Annotated in this window: 16 protein-coding genes and 1 pseudogene; 3 read left to right on the top strand and 14 right to left on the bottom strand. The window is 72.8% G+C overall.

Annotated features, from left to right (window positions below):
• The first annotated feature begins 153 nt into the window (after nt 1–153).
• Entirely contained in the window at nt 154–588 is a 435-nt protein-coding gene (locus IE212_RS03660) for a protease inhibitor (RefSeq protein WP_190196213.1), read from the top strand.
• A gap of 197 nt (nt 589–785) precedes the next feature.
• Here IE212_RS03660 and IE212_RS03655 read toward each other — a convergent pair whose 3' ends face one another.
• The 9 genes from IE212_RS03655 to IE212_RS03615 form a co-directional block, all read right to left on the bottom strand.
• Entirely contained in the window at nt 786–1,001 is a 216-nt protein-coding gene (locus IE212_RS03655; protein ID WP_190196212.1) for a CDGSH iron-sulfur domain-containing protein, read from the bottom strand.
• Nucleotides 982–1,635, bottom strand: coding sequence for a HemK2/MTQ2 family protein methyltransferase (locus IE212_RS03650; protein WP_229864029.1), 654 nt, complete (start codon nt 1,633–1,635; stop codon nt 982–984). Before IE212_RS03650 ends, IE212_RS03655 begins: the two co-directional genes overlap by 20 nt.
• Before the next feature lie 21 nt (nt 1,636–1,656).
• Nucleotides 1,657–2,685: an iron-containing redox enzyme family protein gene (locus IE212_RS03645; RefSeq protein ID WP_190196211.1), complete on the bottom strand. Its 1,029-nt coding sequence runs from the start codon at nt 2,683–2,685 to the stop codon at nt 1,657–1,659.
• 173 nt (nt 2,686–2,858) lie between these two features.
• Nucleotides 2,859–3,068: a hypothetical protein gene (locus IE212_RS03640; RefSeq protein ID WP_190196210.1), complete on the bottom strand. Its 210-nt coding sequence runs from the start codon at nt 3,066–3,068 to the stop codon at nt 2,859–2,861.
• A 47-nt stretch (nt 3,069–3,115) separates the two neighbouring features.
• Nucleotides 3,116–4,126, bottom strand: a complete 1,011-nt coding sequence (locus IE212_RS03635) for a Ppx/GppA family phosphatase (RefSeq protein WP_190196209.1) — start codon at nt 4,124–4,126, stop codon at nt 3,116–3,118.
• An 80-nt stretch (nt 4,127–4,206) separates the two neighbouring features.
• The gene (locus IE212_RS03630; protein ID WP_190196208.1) at nt 4,207–7,029 is read right to left on the bottom strand and encodes an NHLP bacteriocin export ABC transporter permease/ATPase subunit; all 2,823 of its coding nucleotides are present in this window, start codon (nt 7,027–7,029) and stop codon (nt 4,207–4,209) included.
• Nucleotide 7,030: 1 nt separating this feature from the next.
• A complete protein-coding gene (locus IE212_RS03625; RefSeq protein WP_190196207.1) occupies nt 7,031–9,256 on the bottom strand; it encodes an NHLP family bacteriocin export ABC transporter peptidase/permease/ATPase subunit in 2,226 nt (741 codons plus the stop codon).
• Nucleotides 9,253–10,059, bottom strand: a complete 807-nt coding sequence (locus IE212_RS03620) for an HlyD family efflux transporter periplasmic adaptor subunit (protein ID WP_190196206.1) — start codon at nt 10,057–10,059, stop codon at nt 9,253–9,255. Before IE212_RS03620 ends, IE212_RS03625 begins: the two co-directional genes overlap by 4 nt.
• 116 nt (nt 10,060–10,175) lie before the next feature.
• Nucleotides 10,176–10,391, bottom strand: a complete 216-nt coding sequence (locus IE212_RS03615; protein ID WP_190196205.1) for a type A2 lantipeptide — start codon at nt 10,389–10,391, stop codon at nt 10,176–10,178.
• Nucleotides 10,392–11,136: 745 nt separating this feature from the next.
• Between IE212_RS03615 and IE212_RS03610 the strand changes: the two genes are divergently transcribed.
• Nucleotides 11,137–12,513: a S1 family peptidase gene (locus IE212_RS03610; protein ID WP_190196204.1), complete on the top strand. Its 1,377-nt coding sequence runs from the start codon at nt 11,137–11,139 to the stop codon at nt 12,511–12,513.
• Between the two features lie 94 nt (nt 12,514–12,607).
• On the opposite strand, the gene IE212_RS03605 is transcribed toward IE212_RS03610, so the two are convergent.
• The gene (locus tag IE212_RS03605; protein ID WP_190196203.1) at nt 12,608–14,764 is read right to left on the bottom strand and encodes a SpoIIE family protein phosphatase; all 2,157 of its coding nucleotides are present in this window, start codon (nt 14,762–14,764) and stop codon (nt 12,608–12,610) included.
• A gap of 311 nt (nt 14,765–15,075) precedes the next feature.
• Here IE212_RS03605 and IE212_RS03600 point away from each other — a divergent pair.
• Nucleotides 15,076–15,606, top strand: a pseudogene (locus IE212_RS03600) (LuxR C-terminal-related transcriptional regulator); the annotation flags it as partial.
• Here IE212_RS03600 and IE212_RS03595 read toward each other — a convergent pair.
• From IE212_RS03595 to lanKC, 4 genes are all read right to left on the bottom strand, one after another.
• Nucleotides 15,529–17,733 (bottom strand): ATP-binding cassette domain-containing protein, encoded by a 2,205-nt coding sequence (locus tag IE212_RS03595; RefSeq protein ID WP_308430171.1) that lies wholly within the window; start codon nt 17,731–17,733, stop codon nt 15,529–15,531. The pseudogene IE212_RS03600 and the gene IE212_RS03595 overlap by 78 nt on opposite strands.
• Nucleotides 17,730–19,481, bottom strand: a complete 1,752-nt coding sequence (locus IE212_RS03590; RefSeq protein ID WP_190196201.1) for an ABC transporter ATP-binding protein — start codon at nt 19,479–19,481, stop codon at nt 17,730–17,732. The genes IE212_RS03595 and IE212_RS03590 overlap by 4 nt, the downstream gene beginning before the upstream one ends.
• A gap of 83 nt (nt 19,482–19,564) precedes the next feature.
• The gene (locus IE212_RS03585; RefSeq protein WP_190196200.1) at nt 19,565–19,681 is read right to left on the bottom strand and encodes a SapB/AmfS family lanthipeptide; all 117 of its coding nucleotides are present in this window, start codon (nt 19,679–19,681) and stop codon (nt 19,565–19,567) included.
• A 56-nt stretch (nt 19,682–19,737) separates the two neighbouring features.
• Entirely contained in the window at nt 19,738–22,362 is a 2,625-nt protein-coding gene (gene lanKC / locus IE212_RS03580; RefSeq protein WP_190196199.1) for a class III lanthionine synthetase LanKC, read from the bottom strand.
• Between the last annotated feature and the right edge of the window lie 30 nt (nt 22,363–22,392).

Raw genomic sequence — 22,392 nt, 5'->3', positions numbered from 1 at the left:
ACTTCGCGCCACTGATTCAACACGCAAGGTTACTGAAACCGATGGGGTCGATGTGTGTTTCGGCAAGGGACTCGGCAGACTCGCGGTCGCCGTTCCGGGCACCAACCGAGCGCGGGCCGGCACACCCTGTCATCGAGCGGAAGGATGCACACAATGCGGAACACCGCGCGCTGGGCCATGACCCTCGGCCTGACGGCCACCGCCGTCTGCGGACCCCTCTCCGGGGCCGCGCTCGCCGACCCCGGTCAGGCCCCCGCCGCGCTCTACGCCCCGTCGGCCCTCGTCCTCACGGTGGGCCACGGTGAGAGCGCGGCCGACGCGACACCGGAACGCGCGGTCACCCTGACCTGTTTCCCGGCCCCCTCCGGCACGCACCCGGTCGCCGGCTCGGCCTGCGCGGAACTGCGCGGCGTGGGCGGCGACATCCACGCCCTGACGGCGGGCGGGGGCGCGGTGTGTACCAAGCAGTACGACCCCGTGGTCGTCACCGTCGACGGTGTCTGGCAGGGGAAGCGGGTCTCCTACGAGCGCGTGTTCTCCAATGACTGCGTGAAGAACGCCCACGGATCCGGCGTCTTCTCGTTCTAGGGCCGGGATCGCACCGGTTCCCGTGCGGACATGGCGGCTCGAGGCTGGGGAGCCGGGCCGCTGTCGCGGGGACCTGCGATCTCGTACAAGGGGGCCGGCGGGCGGAGTGGGGCCGCCCGCCGGCCCCTGGGCTTTCAGGCCTTCAGGCCTTCAGGCCTTCAGGCCTTCAGGCCTTCAGGCCTTCAGGATCGTGGCGATCACGCCCGGTCGCGGTGGCTCGTGTCGCACCACGGATACCGCCGGCTGCGCCGGCAGGTGCACAGGGCGACGCGGAAGCGGTCGGAGGTGACGACGGAACCGTCCTCCAGTTCCACTTCCACCGGGCCCTCCATCAACAGCGGACCCTTGCGCTGGACGCTGACCCGGCGCGGAGCCGCGGGCCGGTCAGACGGGTCAGACGGGGAGTTCGGCACGGACCACCACCAGTTCCTCGTTGTCCTCGGCGGCGGGCAGCAGCCCCCGCTCGCGCAGCCAGCGCTCCCGGCCGCGCAGCACCGGACCGAACGCGATCCGGCGACGCCGGGTCACCGCGGCCTTCAGGCCGGTGGCACGCAGATGCTGCACGGTCACGTCCGGGGCGCTGAGCGCCGACTGCACCATCAGCAGCACCCCGCCGGGGCGCAGCAGGGCGGGCGCCTCCAGGCAGATACGGTCCACGACCAGCCGTCCGTCATGGCCGGCGTCCCACGCGCGGGCCGCGCCGCGCGGCTGTCCCGGGCCGTCCGGTGCCGGGACGTACGGGGGGTTGGCCAGGATCAGGTCGAACGACTCACCGAGGACGGGGTCGAAAAGGTTCCCGTGCCTGATACGGACCGAAACCCCGGCTCGCGCGGCGTTCAGCCGTGCGGCCCACACCGCCCTCCGCGACACGTCCACGGCGGTCACACGGAGGCCGCGACGCGCGGCTTCCAGGGCCAGGGCACCGGTTCCGGTACCCACGTCGAGCACCTCGGCGCCCGGGGGCAACGGCTCGTCGAACAGCGCACCGGCCAGTAGCTCGGTGTCCTCCTGCGGGGCGTACACACCCGGGGGTACCAGTGGATTCACGGCGGTCGGGTACCCCGGCCGTCAGGAGATATGGGTGGTTTCGCGGGGGAGCGGTGACCGCAGTGACGAACGGGACGCGCGCCAGTCGGCCAGCAGCCGGGCACCGAAGCGCTCCTCCACGAACTCGGTGGCGTCGATGCCGAAGGCGACGTCCGGGGCGAGGTGCGGCTCCCGCTCCAGCAGGCCACCGATGACGTCGCGGCGCACGATCTGTTCGTGGACCGCGTCGGCCTCGACGTGCTCGTCGTAGAAGTGCTCGGCGGCGGGCCCGGCGCCGGTGCGGCGCATGGCCTCGGCCAGCCGCCGCGACCCCGGTGACGAGGTGATCTCCACCGTCGCGAAATGCCCGACCAGGGCACCTCTGAGAGCCCGGTGCAGACCGAAGAGGGACATGAGGTTCACGGTGACCAGGGCCTCGGCGGACGCCACGTCGAGATAGCGGCCGTACGTCGTGTCCAGGCCCAGGTCCGTCATCAGGTCGGCGAACAGACGGGCATGCACGCGCTCGGCGCGGCCACCGCCCCACTCGTCGAACTCCACCGCCGCCATCGCCGCCTTCGCCCGGCCTGACAGCCGGGGCAGCACCCAGGCGTGCGGGTCCGCTTCCTTGAGGTGGTACAGCGATCGCTGGGCCGCGTACTCACGCAGGTGCCACAGCTCGCCCTCGTCGCGCAGGAAGTGGCTGACGCCCGTGCCGTCGACGGGCTCCACCAGGAGTTCCGCCAGCGCCTCGTCCACGCTGTCGTGGGCCCGGGCGTCGCCCCGCAGGGCGGACAGGAAGCGGTGTTCCAGCGCCGCCCGGGTGCGCAGCAGGTCGGGGTCCCACTCGCGGTCGGGGGACACGCCCGCGAAACCGCGGTAGTGCAGCTCGTAGCACAGGTACAGGGCCAGCTGGAGATCCTCCCCGTACACGTCGGCCCGGGCCACCTCCTCGAGGCCGGGCAGCCGGCCCGCGCCCCGCAGATACGCCTCGATGCCGCTGCTCAGCGGCCCGCGCGGGGTCGGCAGGGCCGGTTCTTCGAGTCCTGGTTCTTCACGGTCGTGCGCCATGCGCGCCGGGTACCCGGCCGGAGCCCGCGGTCACCCTCCGGCTCGGCACCTGCACCGGCGCAGGGCGGCGGTCCGCCCGGCGTCACCCCGGCCTTCACGGCAACGGGCCCGGGCCCCGCAGCATCAGCGGCCGCCCGGCCCGCCGCCGCGGGAGCCCGGGCCCCCGGTTCCCTTCAGTCCCTCTTCGGCTCCCCCTCGGACTCCTCCTGGGCGCGTGTGTTCGGGGTGATGGCCTCACCGGCCTCGCCCCGGCGGCGGCGCTGCTCAGCGGTGTCCCGAGTGCGGTTCTCGGCGTCCTCGATCTCGCGCAGCACCTCCCCGAGCGCCGTCTCGGGCCGCTCGTCCCGCTTGCCGGAGTGCGTGGGTTCCTTGTCCTGGGACACAGGTTTCTCCCTTCCTCTTCGTACGTCCGTGTCTGTCTGCCGGGGGGTCAGCCGGAGGCGGTGGCCGCGATGCGCAGCGGCACCGGCTCAGCCGGGGCCGCCTCCTCGCTGCGGCGTGTGACCTCCGCCCACCAGGACGGGCCGTCCTCGATGTGCCGCAGCAGCACGCCCTCGCGGATCGCCCACGGGCAGATGGTGACGGCACTGAGGCCGGTCAGCTTCATCGCGGTGTGCCCGATCACCGCTCCGGCCAGGCTCTGCGCGGCCCGCGGCGCGGATATGCCGGGCAGACGCGCGCGTTCGGCGGCGGGCAGCGCGGACAGCCGGGCGATCGCCTGCCGCAGCTCAGCGCGGTGCAGCTGACGGTCCTCGAACGGGCCGTGGCGTCCGGGCGCCGCGCCGCACAGCCGGCCCAGCTGCTGGAACGTGCGGGAGGTGGCGACCGCGGTGCGCGGACCCTCCCAGCGGATCCGTGCCGCGACGTCCCGCAGCTGATGGCGGACCTTGCGGCGCAGCGCCCGCACCCGCTCCGGCGAGGGCGGGTCCTCGTCCTCGAAGAACTCGTGCGTCAGCCGTCCCGCGCCGAGCGGAAGGGACGCCACGAAGTCGGGCAACCGGCCGCGTCCGAAGGCGACTTCGAGTGAGCCGCCGCCGATGTCGAGCAGGGCGAGCGGCCCCGACCGCCAGCCCATCCAGCGCCGGGCGCCGAGGAACGTCAGCTCCGCCTCGACCTCGCCCGGCAGGGTGCACAGGTCGACGCCCGTACGAGCCCGGACGGTGTGCAGCACTTCCCGCCGGTTGGGCGCGTTGCGCACCACGGCGGTCGCGAACGCCAGCGGCCCGGCAGCCCCCCACCGGGACGCGGTCCGGCTCGCCTCCGCGACCGCGTGCACCAGTTGCTCCAGGGACTGCTCCGGTATGGGTCCCCCCGGTGCGACCTGTTCGGACAGCCGGAGCCGCCACTTGGCGGTGTGCACCGGGAGAGGTACCCCACCGTCCGCGTCGGCGACCACCAGTCTGACCGTCTTCGATCCCACATCCACCACGCTGATACGCATGGCCGGTGGGTACCCACTTCCACGGCGGACCAACGAAGCGGGCCGCAGCGTACGCCGAAGACGGGCCCTGACGGTGCGCTTCAGGCCATCTGGCGCCGCACCAGCTCGTGCAGCCGGCCGTTCGTGTCCACGAGCAGCTGCGCGGGCGGTCCCTGCTGGACCACCTTGCCGTCCTCCATCACCACGACCCGGTCGGCGTCCAGCACCGTCGACAGCCGGTGGGCGATGACGACCCGGCTGGCGTTGAGGGCCTTGGTGCTCTCGATGACCGTGCGCTGCGTCTCGTTGTCGAGGGCGCTGGTCGCCTCGTCGAAGAAGAGGATGCGCGGCCGGCGGATCAGCGCCTGGGCGATCATCAGCCGCTGGCGCTGACCTCCGGAGACGGCACCGCTGCCCGAGACGATGGTGTGCAGTCCCATCGGCATCCGCTTGATGTCCTCGCCGAGCCCGGCCATCTCCGCCGCCGCCATCGCCTCCTCCGGCGTGTACGGCTCGGTGCCGCAGATGACGTCCAGGATCGAGCCGGTGAACGGCTGCGCGTGCTGCAGCACCACACCGCACTGGCGGCGCACCGCCGACTGGTCGAGGGCGGCCAGGTCCTGACCGTCGTAGAGGACGCTGCCCGACAGCGGACGGTCGAAGCCGATCAGCAGGCGCAGCAGGGTCGACTTGCCGCAGCCGCTCGGGCCGACGACCGCGACGAACTCACCCGGCCGCACCTCGAACGACACGTCGTCCAGGACCAGAGGGCCGTCGTCCGAGTAGCGGAAGGACAGCCGCCGCGCCTCGAGCGCCCCCGACAGCGGACCCGGACGGGTGCTCGCGGTGCGCACCTCGGGTGTCGCGTCCAGCACCGGCTTGATCTCCTCGAACAGCGGCAGCGCCGCCACGGCCGAGACGAACGCGCCGGTCAGCTGTGTGACGGAGGTCAGCACCATCGTCACCGAGGTGTTGAAGGTGAGGAACGCGGCCGCCGACATCGAGCCCCGGGCCGGGCCGGCCAGCAGCATGAACATCAGCAGGGTGCACAGCGGCAGGTACACCGCGCCCAGCACCGTCGTGAGGTTCTTGATGCGGCCGACCTTCTGCTGGAGTTCCCGGCTGCGCGCGAACTCCGAGGCCCACGCGGCGTACGCGTAGTTCTCGGCGGCGGCCACCCGCAGCTTGGGCAGACCGCGCAGTGTCTGGAAGGCCTGGTTGTTCAGTTTGTTGGAGAGCACCACCAGCCGCCGCTGCCAGCGCACCTGCCACAGTCCCAGCCCCAGGAACACGGCCGCGATGACGACGAGCATGCCGATCGCGGCCAACGCCATCGGCACGCTGAACCACAGCAGCAGCCCGAGGTTCATCGCCCCGACCGTCACCGACTGCGCGACCGTCGGCCCGACCCCCGCCAGCAGCCTGCGGATCGAGCTGATGCCCATGGCCGCGCTGGCCAGTTCGCCGGTGGAACGCTCGGTGAAGAACTTGGTCGGCAGTCTCAGCAGCCGGTCCCACACGGCCGGCTGGAGCGTGGCCTCGATCCGGCCCTCCAGCCGCAGGATCGTCATGTTCTGCAACAGCATGAAGGCCGCCGCCACGACGCTGCCGAGCATCACCGCCAGGCACACCTGCACGATCAGGCCGGTCTGCGCCTTCGGCACGAACTCGCCGAGCACCTTGCCGGTCGCGATGGGCACCAGCGCGCCGATCGCCACCGTGACCAGACCGCTGATCAGCAGGCCCGTGAGGTCGCCGCGCATGCCCTGCACGCAGAACCGCAGCAGCCGCAGCGGGCTGAGACTCCGCTCGGGCAGCGGCCGGTAGAACATCACCGCGCGCGGTTCGAACTCGTCGGCGTTGGCCTTCTCCACCGGTGTCTCCCGGCCCGTGGACGGATGGACCGCCACGTAACCGCCGCGCCGCCACAGCAACGCCACCGGCGCGCCCGACAGGGCCCGGTGGCCGACGAGCGGGCCGACGTTGTCCCGCCACCACCGCCCGTCGAGCCGCACGGCCCGGGTACGGACGCGCGAGGCCAGGGCGACCTGTTCGACCGGGTCGAGGCGGTCGCCGCCGGTGCCCTTCTGGGCGGGCTCGGCGAGAGCGATCCCGGCCGCCCGGGCGACCAGCTTGCACGCCGCGTACGTGGCGTCGGCGTCGGCCGCGGTGGTGCGCTGGGACGACCGTTTGCCGATGGAGGCCAGCAGCGTCCGGTCGGCCTGGGTGCGCACCGCCTCACCGGCCTTGATGCCTTCGGCGGTCCGCGCCTCGTGGGTGCGCTCCAGCTGCTCGATCCAGCGGTCCAGCGTGGTCAGCAGCCGGTACTGCTGGTCGACCATGCTCTGCCAGAGCGCCGGGTCCATCAGCAGATCGGCCGCGGCCTCCGCGCCGTACAGCGAGCCGTACTGGACGCTGCCGGGCGGCACCTGCATCCAGAACACGTCGTCGTCCGTCGGTGCCGCGGCCCGCTCGGTCGCCATCGGCGCCTGGAAGAGGATGGACAGGCTGCGCCCGACTCCGAGGGCGAGCGCGTACTCCAGCGGGCTCGTCGTCGGCGGCACGTACTGCGGGTTGCCGTACTCGTCGTACGACCACGTCGCGGTGTCGGCGGGCTGGTACAGCTCGCGCAGCCCGATGCGGTGCACCACGCAGTCCCGCAGCGGGCGGGCCACCAGGGTGTGCTGGGGTCCGGCCACCGGGCCGAGCACCAGCGAGCCCGCCTCCAGGCGGCCGAGGTGGTGCCAGTGGCCCTGCTGGGCGGCGTCGACCGCGAACAGGTCGACGGCCCCCGCCGCGACCAGCCACAGCACCTGCGGGCCCTCCAGATCCAGGCGGTTGAACCCCGCGCAGTCGATACGCGAGCCCATCTGCCCGAACGCGGTGAGGACGAGGTCGCCCTCATGTCCCTGAAGGGTCGTCATCTCACCGCTCCCTGACCAGCGTGGCGTACGCGCCGCCGCGCGCCACCAGCTCCTCGTGCCGTCCGCGCTCCACGACCGTGCCGTGCTGGAGGACGACGATCTCGTCGCTGTCGCGGACCGTGCTGAGCCGGTGCGCGATCACCACACAGGCACAGCCGCGCTTGCGCAGGTTGTCCATCACGACCAGTTCGGTCTCCGCGTCCAGCGCGCTCGTCACCTCGTCGAGCACCAGGATGCTCGGCCGGCGCACCAGCGCCCGCGCGATCTCCAGGCGCTGGCGCTGCCCGCCGGAGAAGTTGCGGCCGTCCTGCTCCACCTTGCTGTGGATGCCGCCCGGGCGGCGCGTGATCACGTCGTACATCGCGGCGTCCCGCAGCGCGTCCTCCACCGCGTCGTCCGGGATCGACGGGTCCCACAGCGCCACGTTGTCGCGGACCGTGCCCTCGAAGAGGAACACCTCCTGGTCGACGAAGGAGACCGAAGCCGCCAGAGCCCCGCGCGGGATGTCCTCGATGCGCTGTCCGTCGATGCGGATGACGCCCTCCCAGGGCGCGTAGAGACCGGAGATCAGCCTCGACACGGTGGACTTGCCGCTGCCCGAGCCGCCGACCAGCGCGACCTGCTGTCCGGGGCCGACGGTCAGGTCGAACCCGGCGAGCAGGGGCTTGTCCAGCGGGCTGTAGCCGAACGTGATGTTCTGCAGCTCGACATGACCCTGCAGCCGGCGGGTCGACTCACCGGTGCCGGGACGGCCGTAGAGCGGGTCCGCCTGGAAGTTCTCGACGTCCTTCAGCCGGGCGACGTCCGCCGCGAAGTCCTGGATGCGCCCCGCGACACCGTTCAGCCGGGTCAGCGGGGCGGTGAACCGGGTGACGAGGGCCTGGAAGGCGACGAGCAGCCCGACCGAGATGTGGCCCTCGACCGCCCGCATGCCACCGATCCACAGGATCAGGGCGCTGTTGAGGGTGGCGAGCGTCGGCGCGACCACGCCCAGGTAGGCACTCGGCACCCCGAGCCGCTGCTGCTCCTCCAGGGTGGTGGCGTGCTGCCCGGCCCACTTGCGGAAGTAGCCGTCCTCGCCGCCGGTCGCCTTCATCGTCTCGATCAGCTGCAGACCGGTGTAGGCGGTGTTGGTGAGCCGGGCCGTGTCGGCACGCAGCTTGGCGGTGCGCGTGGCCCGCAGCCGTACGACGACCCGCATGGCGACGATGTTCAAGAGCGCCACGCCGATGCCGACGAACGTCAGTTGCGGGTCGTAGGTGTACAGCAGCACCGCGTACAGCACGACCACGATGGCGTCGACGCCCGCCGCCGCGAGGTCGCGGGACAGGGTCTCGGCGACCGCGTCGTTGGACTGGAGCCGCTGGACCAGGTCGGCCGGGCTGCGCTGGGAGAAGAACGTCACCGGCAGCCGCAGCAGGTGCCGCAGGAACCGGGCGCTGGACAGGGTCGAGGAGATGATGCGGCCGCGCAGCAGGTTGGCCTGCTGGAGCCAGGTCAGCACGACCGTGAGCAGCACGCACGCCGCCATCGACGTGAACAGCACGCCGAGCAGCGAGGTCTGGTTGCCGATCAGGAACTCGTCGATGTAGGTGCGGCTGAGCGCGGGCACGGCCGCTCCCACCGCCACCAGCAGCAGACTCGCGAGCACCGCGGCGGGCATGGTGCCCGCGGTGCCGCGCAGCCGGGCGGGCATCGCGCCCAGGACACCGGGCTTGCGGCCGCCCCGGGTGAAGTCCTCGCCGGGCTCCATGACCAGCACGACACCGGTGAAGCTGCCGTCGAAGTCCTCCATGGGGACGAAGCGGCGGCCCTTGCCGGGATCGTTGATGTAGACGCCGCGGCGGCCGAAGCGACGGCCCATGCCGTCGTAGACGACGTAGTGGTTGAACTCCCAGAACAGGATGGCCGGCGACTTCACCTCGGCGAGCGCGGCCAGGTCCATCTGCATGCCCTTGGCCGTCAGGCCGTAGGAGCGGGCCGCCTTGAGGAGGTTGCTGGCGCGCGAGCCGTCCCGGGAGACGCCGCAGGCGATGCGCAGCTCCTCCAGCGGGACGTGCTTGCCGTAGTGGCCGAGCACCATAGCGAGGGAGGCGGCGCCGCACTCCACGGCCTCCATCTGGAGCACGGTGGGCGTGCGGACCGCCTTGGCCCTGCCCTTGGGCACCTTGCGCTTCGGCGGGGCGGCACGCCGCCGGCCCCGGGTCTGCTGTGCGGTGGCGCTCATGGCAGCAGCCAGTCGACGGGACGCTGGTCGGCCAGCCGGATCGAGCCCGAGGCCATCGTCATCGAGGTGAGCTTGTACGGCGGCCCGTCCGCGGACGACCACGCGTAACCGCTCTTCGTCGCGGACGACTTGTCCAGCCGGACCGTCACGGCCACCGGCCTGCCCTTCCTGGTGAACTGCTCGCCGAGCTGGCTGTCCCCGAGGAACGCGGCGATCTCCTGCGGGGACTGGGCCGAGCGGTCCACCGACTTCACATGGCCGCGCAGTACGCCGTACTCCTGGGTGGGCACCGACTGCACGGTCAGGTCCACGGCGGCGTCGTCGGGGATCGAGGCGGCGTTCTCGGCGGGGACGTAGACCGTCGCGTACAACGGGTCCCTGGTGTGGGCGACCTTCTCGACGGCGGCGACGTTCGCGCCGGTCTGGATGATCTGCCCGACGGTCGCGGCGAGCGCGGAGACGCGGCCCGCGTCGAGCGTGCGGACGACCGTTTCCCCTTGCGCCGTGCGCACCTTGAGCACGGGGGAGTCGGCGGGCAACTGCTCGCCCTGCTTGGCGAGAACCGCGGTGACCTGCCCCGCGACGGGACTCTGGAGGAGGTAACTGCCCTGCCCGTGCGTGAGGATGGCCGGTGCGCTGACGGTGGAGGTCACCGAGCCGGTCACCGCCCATACCGAGGCGGCTGCCATCGTGACCACCGTCACCGAGAGCACGAGCCAGCCCTGCGGGCGGGCGAATCGCACCGGGAGATCGAGTTCCTCCGGTGACTGGAGTTTGGCGAGGGCCTGTTGGCGGAACTGCAAGGGAACTTCCCTCACCCGTAGAAGAGTTGCTGAAGGCCGTGACGGGAGTCGTCACGGCACCCGAAGAACCCGGAACCGCCGGCTGCGGTTCCGGGCCTCAACGGCACAAGGCTCGATCAGAGACCGGAGACCAGGCCGGCGACCGGGGCCGTGTTCAGGCCGGTGACGCCCTCGACGGTGCCGACGGCGGTGTCGACCACGCCGGAGACCGGGGCGATGCCGTTGACCGTGTCGGTGACGGTGTTCACGGCGTTCACGGAAAGGCCGCCGGAGACGGCGTCGAGCTCGGCGTCGGCGATCTCGACGGTCTCAACCTGGGGGGTGGAGTTCATGATGGAACTTCCCTTCATATGGATATCTCACAAGGGGGGAGCGGCCCCCTCTGGGGACAGATGACGGCCGCGACCGCGAGCGCAGGACTCCCGTTTCCGAATGCCCTGTGTGGCTCCCGCGGTGCGATGGATCAAAGCACGCTGCGGGCGACGGCTTCCAATCAACCAGGCGTCTCACCAGGCAACTTGCGAACCACAGGCACCGAAGCGTGCAGGTATGTGCACGCTACAGTGGCGAATTCTTCACACCGGCCACGGCATCGGCTCATTCGATCCCTTGTCCCTCGGCGCGGCGAATCCGGCACTCCCGCCCCAAAAGGCGTGACCGGCGCGAGTGGCGTGTGGATAACTCTCTGTCCGGTGACCGGGTTGCGTTTTCGGTGTGGAGATTCGCTGGAGGCGGGATTCAACTCGACGATCGCAACAGATCGTTCCCGGGTGGATACGGACTGTGCCGCTCCGGGGGTGCCGGGTCCGGGCATGCCGCTGAAGGGCCGTCATCCGGCCGCGGAGCCGCCGGCGGTCGGCTGGCCGCCCTCTGGGTCCGGCCCCTGTGACCAGGGCAGTCGCAGACCGTGCGGTCGGTGGGCAGGCGGCGGGAGCTGGCTGATTCGGCGATGCGAACGGAATCACTTGCAAACGGAATTGAACGCCCCGTGCGGCCCGTGCGTACCAACAGCCATCCAGGCGCCCCCCAGCAGCTGCCGGACGGCGGCACATACTCCGTCCCCAGGAGGAGAGAAGTTTGAGTCACAAGCGAATTCCGAAGCGCAAGGCCGCGATAGCGGCGGGCGGTGTGGTGGCGCTCGGCGCGGCCGCGATCCTGCTCCCCAACGCCAACGCGTCGCAGGACGGTTCGTCCGGCGACGCGGCGGCAGCGCCGAAGACTCTGAAGGCGGGCGACGCCTCGGATCTCGCCTCGCAGCTCTCCGGGCTCCTCGGTGAGGCGTTCGGCGGCTCCTACTACGACAGCGACAGCAAGCAGCTCGTCGTCAACGTCGTACCGGGCGACAACAACAACGTCATCGTGCAGGCGAAGGCGGCCGGCGCGAAGGTACGCGAGGTCGAGAACAGCTGGTCGGAACTCCAGGACGGTGCGTCGACGCTGAAGTCCAAGGCGACCATCGCGGGCACCTCGTGGTCGATCGACCCGCGCACCAACAAGCTCCTGGTGACCGCCGACAGCACCGTGACCGGTGCCAAGTGGGACAGACTGGAGAGCACCGTGCGGAGCCTCGGCTCCGGCATGGCCACCATCAAGAAGTCGGCGGGCACCTTCAAGCCGTTCGTCTCGGGCGGTGACGCCATCTTCGCGGGCGGCTCGCGCTGCTCCCTCGGCTTCAACGTGACGGCCGCCGACGGTTCGCCCGCGTTCCTGACGGCCGGTCACTGCACCCTCGGCGGCAACGAGTGGTCGGACACCCAGGGCGGTCAGCCGATCGCCACCGTCGATCAGTCCACCTTCCCGGGCGACGGTGACTTCGCACTCGTGAAGTACGACGACCCGGCGACCGAGGCGCCCAGCGAGGTCAACACCGGCAACCAGACCGTCCAGATCACCGAGGCCGCGGAGGCGACCGTCGGCCAGGAGGTCTTCCGGATGGGCAGCACCACCGGACTGTCCGATGGTCAGGTGCTCGGCCTCGACGCCACGGTGAACTACCCCGAGGGCACCGTCACGGGTCTCATCCAGACCAACGTCTGTGCCGAGCCCGGCGACAGCGGCGGTTCCATGTTCACCCAGGACGGTCTCGCGATCGGCCTGACGTCGGGCGGCAGCGGTGACTGCACCGTCGGTGGCGAGACGTTCTTCCAGCCGGTCACCACGGCCCTGGAGGCGGTCGGCGCGACCCTCGGCGCGGGTGGCGGCGCGGGCGCCGGTGCCGGTGCCGGTGGCGAGGAGGCCGGTGCGGGTGAGCAGGCCGGTGGCGAGGAGGCCGGTGCCGGCGAGCAGGCCGGTGGCGAAGAGGCCGGTGGCGAAGAGGCCGGTGCGGGTGAGCAGGCCGGCCAGGGAGCGGGCGCCGGAGCCGGCCAGGGCCAGGGCCAGGGCCAGGGGCAAGGTCAGGGCCAGGGCCAGGGCCAGGGCGTCGAGGACAACTCCGGCCTGACCGAGTCCCGCTGACCCCGGCACGTCGGCAGCCGGTCCGATGACGCCGGCCCGGTCCCGCCCCCTTCCTGGCGGGACCGGGCCGGCACACCGGTGTTCGGCCATGTCCCTATTCGAGGGCCCTGAGCAGCAACAAGGCGATGTCGTCGAGCCGTTCCTCCCCGTCCGTACGGTGCCGCTCCTGGTGGACGAGGCTGTCGGCCAGCTCGTCCAGCGGCTGCTCCCCGGCGTCCGTCAGCCGCCCGCCCAGCTCCGCGAGGGCCTCCTCGAAGTCCGTGCCGGGGGATTCGACCAGACCGTCCGTGTAGAGGACGAGCAGGGAGCCGGGGGCGAGGGCGACCTCCGTCGTCGGGTACACCGCCGAGGCGTCGACGCCCAGCAGCGGGCCGCCGGCCAGGTCGAGGACGCGCACCCGCCCGTCCGGCCGTCTCAGCAGCGGCGGCGGATGACCGGCCCGCGACATCACGGCCCGTCCGTGCGCCGGGTCGAGCCGCAGATACAGGCAGCTGGCGAACAGGTCGGCGCCCAGGTCGAGCAGCAGCCGGTTGGTGCTGCGCATGACCTCCTCGGGCGCCTGACCCACCGCCGTGTACGCGCGGACCGCGGTGCGGACCTGCCCCATCAGCCCGGCCGCCGTGACGTTGTGGCCCTGTACGTCCCCGATCACCGCCGCCGCCTTGCCCTGCGCGGCCACCACGTCGTAGAAGTCTCCGCCGATGTCCATGCCCTGCGTGGCGGGCACATAGCGAGCGGCCGCCTCGATACCGGGCAACGACGGCAGGGAGTGCGGCAGCAGCGCCTCCTGCAGGCCGTGCGCGAGCCGGTGTTTGGCGTCGTAGAGCAGCGCCCGCTCGAGCGCCTGGGCGATGAGTCCGGCCATACTGGTCATCACCGCCCGTTCCTCCGTGGGGAAGTGGTGCGGCTCGGCATAGGAGAGCACGCACGTCCCCACCGTCCGGCCCTGGGCGATCAGCGGCAGATAGGCCCAGGCGGCGAACCCGTCGGGTGTCGCGAGCCGCGCGGGGTAGAGGCGTTCCAGCTCCTCCTGCGACTCGAAGAACGCGGGCACGCCCGTGCGCAGCACCTGCGTGCCGGGGGTCGGCTCGGACAGCGGCATCCCGTCGAACCGCTCCACCACGTGCGCGTCCCGGTACCCGCGATGTCCGAGTACGCGCAGCCGGTTGGCCCGTGAGCCAAGGACGACCAGGGCCTGGCTGCCCACGGCCGGGGCGATCTCGTCCGCGACCAGTTGCACCACGTCCTGCACCCCCACCGCCTCGGTGAGCGCGCCGGCCAGGTCCAGCACCTGCGACATGGTGACCAGCCGGGACGGTTTCCCGTCGGCCGGCGGCACGGCCCGGTTCATCTCCGACACGGCCCGGGACCTGGTGATCCGTACGCTGAGGCCCGTGGTGCTCGGATACAGCCGGAACGACAGCCACTCCCCGGGCGGGCGCAGCGCCACGAACGAGGCGGTGTGCTGGCTCAGCAACGCGGCCCGGTACCGGTCCTCGTACACCGGGTCGTTGAGCCACGGCACCGACGCCCAGAGCTGGGTGCCGAGCAGCCGGCTGACCGGGACGTTCAGCAGCTCGGCCGCCGCCGCGTTGACGAAGCCGATCCGCCCGTGCAGATCCAGCGAGACCAGTCCGTACGGCAGCCGGCTCACCATCCGGGCCGCCTCGACCGTGCCGAGGGTGCCTGCCATCCCGCCCACCAGGGGCGAGGCGAGCAGATCGGTCTCGGGGTGCGGCGGGACGCTGTGCTCGGCGGCCCGCTCCAGCCGCACCGCGAGCCGGCCGCAGGCCGCGACCAGATGCTCGCGTTCCCGATCCGAGAGCTCCGGCGGGTGCGCGCCCGGCCAGGTCACGAAGACCGCGCCGTACACGGCGGACTCGGTGGCGACCGGAACCGCGGCCAGCGCGAACGGGTAGGGCAGCACGACCGCGATCCGCGGATAGCGGCGGGCCATCTCCTCCTCGCCGCCGACCCACACCAGCCGCCGCTCGCGCGCCGCGTCGGAGACCGGGATCGGGGCGCTCAGCCCCACCCGCTCCCAGGGCGCCGCGAACGCCCGGGGCAGCCCGGCCATCACCGCCATCTCCAGCACCGGCTGGTCCGGCGACAGCAGGTACACCGCGCCCGAGTGGGCGTGCACCTCGTCCATCATCGAAGCCAGCGCAAGGGACAGCACGGGGCGGCCGACCGGCGTCCTGGCGGCTGCCGGCGCCTGCGCGGACGACTGCCCGTCGGACACGCCGACCACCTCCTCGCACGGCCGCGCGACCTGGCCCCGGAACAAATCTCCCCCCTGGCGGGCCGTCGCGCACGGCGAGCGCCGACCGAGAAGCCGTTCGGTTACCAACGGTCACAGTGCCTGGCCTCGCCGAAGGCGCCGACGTACCCCGAAAGCCGTCGCTCATGCCGCCGAAGCCGAAGCGCGGACGGGCGTATGAGCGCCACACGTGCGCCCCCTCGCACCCTGATGGCCGGTTCTTCGCGCCCACGCAGGGTCACGATCACGAACAATGGGGCACGCGCTCAACAGGACAAGGGAATGTATGACGAGCCGAGGGGGTGGCAGTGATCCGGGTGCTTCTGGTGCACGACGAGTGTCTCGTGCGATCGGTGCTGGCGGAGTGGCTGCGGGGGGAGTCCGATCTGGCGGTGCACGCCACGTCGTGGAGCGGGGCGCCCGGCATGCTGCGTTCCGTGCGGCCGGACGTCTGCGCGGCGGACCTGGAGTGCGCGGACTCCTACGGCATCCCTCCGCTGGGCGAGCTGTGCCGTCCCGGGCCGGACCGGATGCGGCCCCGATTACTCGTGCTCGCCACCGCGAACCGGCCCGGCCTGCTGAGGCGGGCGGCGGAGGCGGGGGCGCTCGGCTACGTCGACAAGGAAGGGTCGCCGCAGAACCTGCTGGCCGGGATACGGGCGGTCGCCGAGGGGAAACGTTTCGTCAATGACTCCCTGGGCTTCGGTTTCCTCAAGGCGGCCGAGATGCCGCTGACCCGAAGAGAACTGAGCGTGTTATCCCTCGCGGCCGAGGGAGCCTCCATCGCCGAGATCGCCGGAAGCCTGCACCTGTCCCACGGGACCGTGCGCAACTACATGGCGGCCATCACCCGCAAGACCGGGGCCCGCAACCGGGTCGACGCGATCCGCATCTCGCAGGGACAGGGCTGGCTCTGACCGCCGCCGGGACGAAGCGGGTGTCCAGTTCCCGACGAGGTCCCGGTACAGCGCCGAGGAACGCATCAGCTCCTCGTGGCCGCCGCACGCCGTGTTCGGGCCGTCCATGACCAGAACACGGCCGGCGCGGCGGGCGGAGCTGATGCGGTGGGCGACGACCACGAGGGTCCCGCCCGGCCGCGCGGCGAACGCCCGCTCGGCGCGCTCCTCCGTCTCGGGGTCCAGGTGACAGGTCGCCTCGTCGAGCAGCGCGAGCGGGGCGTTCGACAGATAGGCCCGGGTCAGCGCGACCAGCTGCCGCTCGCCGGCCGACAGCGCCGCCGGGTCGATCCACGCGCCGAGGCCGCCGAGCCGGCCGGCCAGCGGGGCGAGGCCGACCGCCTCGGCCGCGGCCAGCAGTTCGTCCTCGGTGACCCGGTCCGGGCGCAGGTACGCGAGGTTCTCCGCCAGGGTGCCGCCGAAGACGTACGCCTCCTGCGGGATGAGCACGCGTGCGGCGACGGCCTCCGGCCCGGGCACGGCGTGCCCGCCCACCGTGATCGTGCCCCGGTCCGGCGTGAGGAGCCCGGCGACGAGGGCGGTGAGCGTGGACTTGCCGGTACCGCTCGGACCGACGACGGCGAGGTGAGAGCCCTGCGGAAGGCTGAGGTCGAGGTCCTGGACGACGGGGGTGCTGGCGGGGCCGTAGGCGAAGGTGACGGAGGAGAGGGACAGGGCCGGGGGTACATCGGCGGAGCGTCCGCCGCCCGGGCCTGCGAGCCGTGCCGTGGCGGCGTCGCGGGGCGTCGCTGTGGCATCCGACGGGCAGCTGCGGGTGCGGTGCGTGTCGGCGTCGGCGGGATAGGGCGGTCGGTTCCGGTGGGGTGTGCCGGGGGGTGAGGACGGCTGGTTCGGGTGGGTTGTGTCGGTGCCGGCGAGGGAGGGCGGCCTGTCTGGGCGGGTGGTGCCGACGGGGGGCAGTGGCCCGTTCGGGTAGGCGGTGGCGGTGGGTGACGTGCCGGCGTCGGGGCGGGAAGGCGGTCCGTCCCGGTGGGGTGTGGCCGCGTGGTCCGTGCCGGTGGCTGGGAGGGCGGGCGCGTCCGGGTGGGCGGCGTCTCCGGCGCCCGGGTCGGTGGCAGTCGGCGCCAGCCTGCGCAGGACCACCGTCAGGCGGGAGCCGCTGGTGCCCAGGCCGTGGATCAGGTTGCGCAGGGCCGGCAGGAGGGACTGGGTGACGTAGGCGAGGGCACCGACCAGGGCGCCCGTGGTGACACCGCCGTGAGTCAGCAGCCACGGGGCGGCGGCGAGCAGCAGCACGATCGGCACCTGGCCGCCGAGCGCCAGGGACGCCACCCGCAGCACGCCCCAGTGGGCCAGGGCGCGTGCCGCCCGCAGTTCCGCCTCGACCCGTTCACCGGTGGCGGCGGCGATGTGCGCCTCGGCGCCGGTCGCCGCGATGTCCCGCAGGCCCGGGCAGACGGCACCCAGCTGTCCGGCGAGGGCCTCGTCCGCCACGAGGAACGTCTCCTGCCGCCGGGCGAGCGGCCGCAGCGTCGCCGCGAACAGCACCACCCCGGCTGCCAGGGGCGGCCCCACCACCAGCAGCAGCGGCGGGGCGAGCGTGAACAGACCGGCGAGCGCGCCCGCGGCCGTGAACACGAAGGAGCGGGACACCATGACCAGCCCCGCGAAGGTGTCCCGCGCGATCTCCACCTGCTGGGTGAGCCCCGACAGGCAACCCGCGTCACCGGTCCGCACCCCGCGGGAGACCACCCGCTCCACGAGCCGGTCCCGGAAGGGTTCGACCAGCGCGGCGACCGCGGCGTAGACCCGCGCGGTCCCGTACGAGCCGATCAGCACACCGAGCCCGGTCACCGCGAGCCAGATCAGCCCGGCCTCCGGCCGCCCCCGCAGGAACCCGTCGTCCAGAGCGCGGGCCGGCCCGTACCCGAGCAGGAACGTCTGCCCGGTCTCCAGCACTGACCAGGCGGTGAGCCGCAGCAGGACCCTTCGGCGGTCCAGCAGGAAGCGCAGGCCCCGGGCGGGGATACCGGTGGCGGTCACGCCGGCACGCTCCTTTCGGCACCGGTTCCGGCGCTGTCCGTCCCCTCCCCGAACACCGCCCGGTACTCCGCGAATCGCCACAGCTCCTCGTGCCGCCCCACCGCGCGCACCCGCCCCTCGTCCAGCCAGGCCACCGTGTCGGCGCACGCGGCCGCGGCGCTGCGATGGGCGACCAGGAGCCGGGTGCGGCCCGGACCGTCGCCGAGGAGGGCGTCGGTGATGTGGCGTTCCGTCACGGTGTCCAGGCTGGACAGCGCGTCGTCGAGGATCAGCAGACGGCCACCGTGCGCGAACGCCCGGGCCAGACCCAGCCGTTGGGACTCGCCGCCGGAGCGCGGGGCGTCGGTGACGGTCGTGTCGTAGCCGTCGGGGAGCCGGCGCACGAAGTCGTCCGCGAGGGCCGTGCGCGCCGCCTCACGGATCCGGTCGGGGGAGGGGTCCGCAAGACCGAGGCCGATCGCCTGCCCGACCGTGCCGCCCAGCAGAGCCGGGCGGGCGAAGGCGTAGCCGACGGCACGGCGCAGGTCGTCGTGCGCCAGTTCGCGCAGCGGCACACCGTCGAGAAGCACCTCGCCCGCGTCCGGGTCGGACAGCCGCCCGGCGAGCGCGGCCAGCAGTGACTTGCCCGCGCCCGACCGGCCGACCACGGCCAGAGTCGTGCCACCGGGTACGACGAGGTCCACTTGGTCGAGCACGGTGCGTCCGCCACGCCGGGCGGTCACACCGCGCAGTTCCAGCCGTCCGGGGCCGTCCGGCAGGCGGCGCGCACCGAACGCGGTGGCGGGCTCGGCCTCGACCTCGGCGAGGCGGCGGGCCGCCGCCCGCGCCCGCGCCAGGCCCGCCAGGCGCCCCACCAGCACGCCGATGCCCGTCGCGAGCATCGCGTACCGCGAGGCGGCGAGCACGTCGCCCACCGACAGGTGCTCCCGGGTGAGCAGCACTCCGGCCACGGCGACGACCCCGAGCTGCAGCAGCGGTGCCACGGCGACCGCCTGTGCGGCGGCTCGTCCCTGGACCCGCCACATGCGGTGCCCGGCCTCGGACAGTCCCGGCAGGGGCCGCAGCACTCGGGCCGTCTCCCGGGCCTCCGTACCCGCCGCCCGGACGGTGCGGAACCCCTCGACGGCCTCCGCCAGGGCGGCCGCGATCCGGCCCTGGGCCTGCTGGTAGCGCGTGGCGCTCTCCGTCGTGCCACGGGCGACGGCGCGCAGCAGAAGAGTCAGGACGGGGGCCCCGGCGACGAAGACGGCCGCGAGCCGCCAGTCGATCAGGCCGAGCGCGACCACACCGCCGACGGGCCCGGCGAGGGCGGCCAGCAGCGCCGCACGGGCCGCTGGAGTGGTTCCGGCCTCGGCGGCGTTGCCGACCATGCGCGCGACGAGGTCACCGGCGCCGAAACGGTCCGCGGCCCGCGGGCCGACGCCCAGGACATGACCGGTCAGCCGACGGCGCAGCCACGCGGTACTGCGGGCGTCGACGGTGCCGGTGAGAACGGTCTGGGCCGCGTCCAGCACGGCGAGCAGCAGCACGAGACCGGCGCAGTACAGCACCCAGCGGGTCGCCCGGTCGTGCGCCAGCAACAGGTCGAGGGCCCGGCCCAGAGCGGCCGGCAGCAGCAGTTCGGCACCGGTCGCGGTGACGCTCACCAGACACAGCGCCACACAGCGGGCCCCGCTGTGCCGGGTGGCCGCACGCAGCAGCGAGCGCGCGTGCCCGGCCGCCCGGTCGTCGTCGGCACGCGTGGTCATACGGGCCTTTCGTAGGACGGGACGGGCCCCGGGCGGCCCCTCCCCGAAGGGAGGAACCGCCCGGAACCTTGCCGCAGACGCGGTCAGAGACAGAGCAGAACGCTCGCCGCGCTGACGCAGGAGAGCAGGCTCGCGGTGCTGGCGCCGCCGGTGTACGTCCGCTCCTCGGTCTCGATCGTCTGCAGGTCGAGAAGTGCCATGGTGTGTCCTTCCGTCGGTTTGTCCGTCCGTGGTCATCCGTGGGGACGGGGTGGTGTCACGACTCCGCCGGATCGCGGAACCGCGTCTGTGAGGGCCGCCGGTTCGGCGGCGGGAGGAACGGCAGGTGGGCGTCGGTCGCCGGGTCGAGGGCCGCGCCGAGTGCCAGCAGGCACCCTGCCGTTCCGGTGGCGAGGTCCATGGAGAGCCGCATCATCTGGTGTCCCGGGAAGGCGAGTTGGCCCTCGTACGCCATCGCGAACCAGCCGAGTCCGGTGATCTGCCCGGCCAGCCGGTCCGCGGTCGCGCCCGGCGTGGTGGTGCGGCTGAGGTGCAGAATCATTCCCGCGCGGCCCTGGAAAAGACCGGGCTGCGCGTAGAAGCGGGAGGTGGCCGCGGTGAGCACGCCGGAGCGGGCCGCCTCGAACTCCGCTGCGGTGTCAGGGGAGTGGGCCACGAGGTCGTCGAGGACCATGCCGAGCCCCGCGCTGCCGTCGCCGAGGTAGGGCAGGGTCCGCCAGCCCTCGTCGACCTCCAGTTCCCCGCCCTCGCGGGTCACACAGGACTCGAGATCCCGGCGCAGGGCGACGGCCGCCGCCTCCAGCCACGCCGCCTGGCCGGTCCACTCGTACTGCCGCAGCATGAGCAGCGCGGAACCGGTCGCACCCCGCATGAGTCCGGCGCGCCGCCGCGCGGTGGCGGGCAGCGGCTCGGCGAGCCGTCCCACGAGGATCCGCGCCGCCTCGTCAGCCCGCTCGCGCAACTGCGTCTCGCCCGTGGTACGGGCCAGTTCGCCCAGGACGAGGCCCAGTCCGGCCAGTCCGCCGTGCAGGTCGGAGGAGAGCTTCTGCCAGCGCTCGGCGAGGATGCCCTCGACCAGGTCCAGTGCCCGCTGCCGGTGGCCGAGCCGGTCCAGGACCAGTGCGACGCCCGCGAGCCCGTCGTACAGGCCGAGCGGGGTGCCCACCGGGGCCGGCGCGGTCCGCGCCAGCAGCCAGCGCTCGCCCTCCTCGTACCGCTCGGCGCCGATCGCGTCCAGCGCGTACAGCACCCCGGCCGCGCCGTGGGCGATGCCGAGCCCGCCGCCGTCCGAGAACTGGGCGACATCCCCCGGGAAGAGCCGGTCCTCCCGCTCCGGGGTGGCCGAGGCGAGGATCGCCTTGACCATCGAGTCCCGGCTGTACGGCCAGTCGCCGGGGTCCACCGGCGAGGAGGAGGCGGCCACGGTACGGCCCGGCCTCTCCCCCGTGATCTCCGCGACCGCCTCGTCGAGGAACTCCCGAGGCACGTCCGGGAACTCCTGGGAGATCACCTCCGCCAGATGCGCCGCCTTCCCGCGGTCGACCACGAACAGCGTGGTCACGGGCATGAACAGGGCCAGCCGCAGACAGGCCAGCGCATAGCGGTCGACAGCGGCGCCCCGGCGGTCCGGCGGTGCGAAGAAGCCGGGGTGGGCGACGACCTGGCGGCCGCTCTCCTCCGCCGGGGCCGCGGCCTCGAAGTCGAGGAGGCAGACCGATTCCTCGTCCGGCGCGACCATGATGTTGAAGACGTGCAGGTCGTTGAAGACGATGCCGCGCGCGTGCACCGCGGCCACGGCCTCCTCCACCTTGCGGTGGATGCGCAGCGCCCACGCCGTGTACGAGGCGACCGCATCGGGGTCCGGGTCCTGGGCCAGCAACGGGTGCCGCTCCGCGAAGAACGAGTTGAGCGGACGGCCCTCGAGGAAGTCCATCACCAGGAAGCGGTGGCCGCCGAGCTCGAACCAGTCGCGGACCTCCGGGACGACGCCCGTCCCCGCGACCCGCTCCAGTGCCCGCTTCTCCCGCTCCAGCCGGGCGACCGCGTCGGCGCCGTCCGAGGCCAGCCCCGCGTGCGGCCGGCCCTCCTTCAGCACGACCTTGCTCCCGTCGCGGGTGTCGGTGCCCGCGTACACACCGCCGCCGTTGGAGAAGTGCAGCGCCTTCTCGACGCGGTACGGCAGCTCGCCGAGGGTCGTGGTGTTGCGCGCGTCCAGGTGCGGCTGCAGGAACGCCGGCAGCGTCACCCACTCCGGTACCTGGAAGGACGGCGACCTCCGGTCCGGCACCAGCCGCCCCTCGCCGTCCCGTACCGCGGGCACCAGCGAGCCCCGTTCGTCCACCACGAAGGAGCGTGCGAAGGCGCCGTAGCGGACGTACAGCGGGCCCTCCCCCCAGCGCAGGTCCGTGAGGATGTACGGCCCCTCGAACCCCTCCAGCAGCGCGCCCAGCTCGCGCAGGACCTGCTGTAGCTGCTCCTCGTCGGCCGGATAGACGGTGACGAACTTGCCGCTGCCGTCGCGGGGCGCGTACTTGGTGTTGCGCAGGTGCAGCAGGTGCGGTCCCGGCACGAACTTGAAGGGGACGCGCCGCTCGACGCAGTAGTCCCACACGATCCCGGCGATCTTCTCCGCGTTCGCCCGCGTGGCCGAGGCGTGGATCTTCCAGCCCTGCGCCGGGCCGGGAAGCGGCTCGCCGTCCGTGCCGAGCGGCGTCATCGTCAGCCAGTCGCCGATCCGGGCCGCCTCCCAGCCGTCGGGCACCGGCCGGCCGGCCGTCTCGTAGAGGTGCGCCGCCGTCCCCTGACCGCTCCCCGCCAGCCGGTCCGGCGTCTCGTAGAAATGCCGGTCGGCGAGCGCGTACACCTCGTACCGCTTGTCCATGCGTCCCCCTCCGTGACGAGCACCGAGCTT

Origin of the sequence: Streptomyces djakartensis (assembly GCF_014651075.1) — a bacterium.
Taxonomy (GTDB): domain Bacteria; phylum Actinomycetota; class Actinomycetes; order Streptomycetales; family Streptomycetaceae; genus Streptomyces; species Streptomyces djakartensis.
This window is presented reverse-complemented; position numbering and strand designations above follow the sequence as displayed.

Excerpts from the sequence above, each read along its gene's own strand:
- IE212_RS03660 (WP_190196213.1), top strand. The coding sequence starts at position 154 with ATGCGGAACACCGCGCGCTGGGCCATGACCCTCGGCCTGACGGCCACC.
- IE212_RS03645 (WP_190196211.1), bottom strand. The coding sequence starts at position 2,685 with ATGGCGCACGACCGTGAAGAACCAGGACTCGAAGAACCGGCCCTGCCG.
- IE212_RS03635 (WP_190196209.1), bottom strand. The coding sequence starts at position 4,126 with ATGCGTATCAGCGTGGTGGATGTGGGATCGAAGACGGTCAGACTGGTG.
- IE212_RS03630 (WP_190196208.1), bottom strand. The coding sequence starts at position 7,029 with ATGACGACCCTTCAGGGACATGAGGGCGACCTCGTCCTCACCGCGTTC.
- IE212_RS03625 (WP_190196207.1), bottom strand. The coding sequence starts at position 9,256 with ATGAGCGCCACCGCACAGCAGACCCGGGGCCGGCGGCGTGCCGCCCCG.
- IE212_RS03615 (WP_190196205.1), bottom strand. The coding sequence starts at position 10,391 with ATGAACTCCACCCCCCAGGTTGAGACCGTCGAGATCGCCGACGCCGAG.
- IE212_RS03590 (WP_190196201.1), bottom strand. The coding sequence starts at position 19,481 with ATGACCACGCGTGCCGACGACGACCGGGCGGCCGGGCACGCGCGCTCG.
- IE212_RS03585 (WP_190196200.1), bottom strand. The coding sequence starts at position 19,681 with ATGGCACTTCTCGACCTGCAGACGATCGAGACCGAGGAGCGGACGTAC.
- lanKC (WP_190196199.1), bottom strand. The coding sequence starts at position 22,362 with ATGGACAAGCGGTACGAGGTGTACGCGCTCGCCGACCGGCATTTCTAC.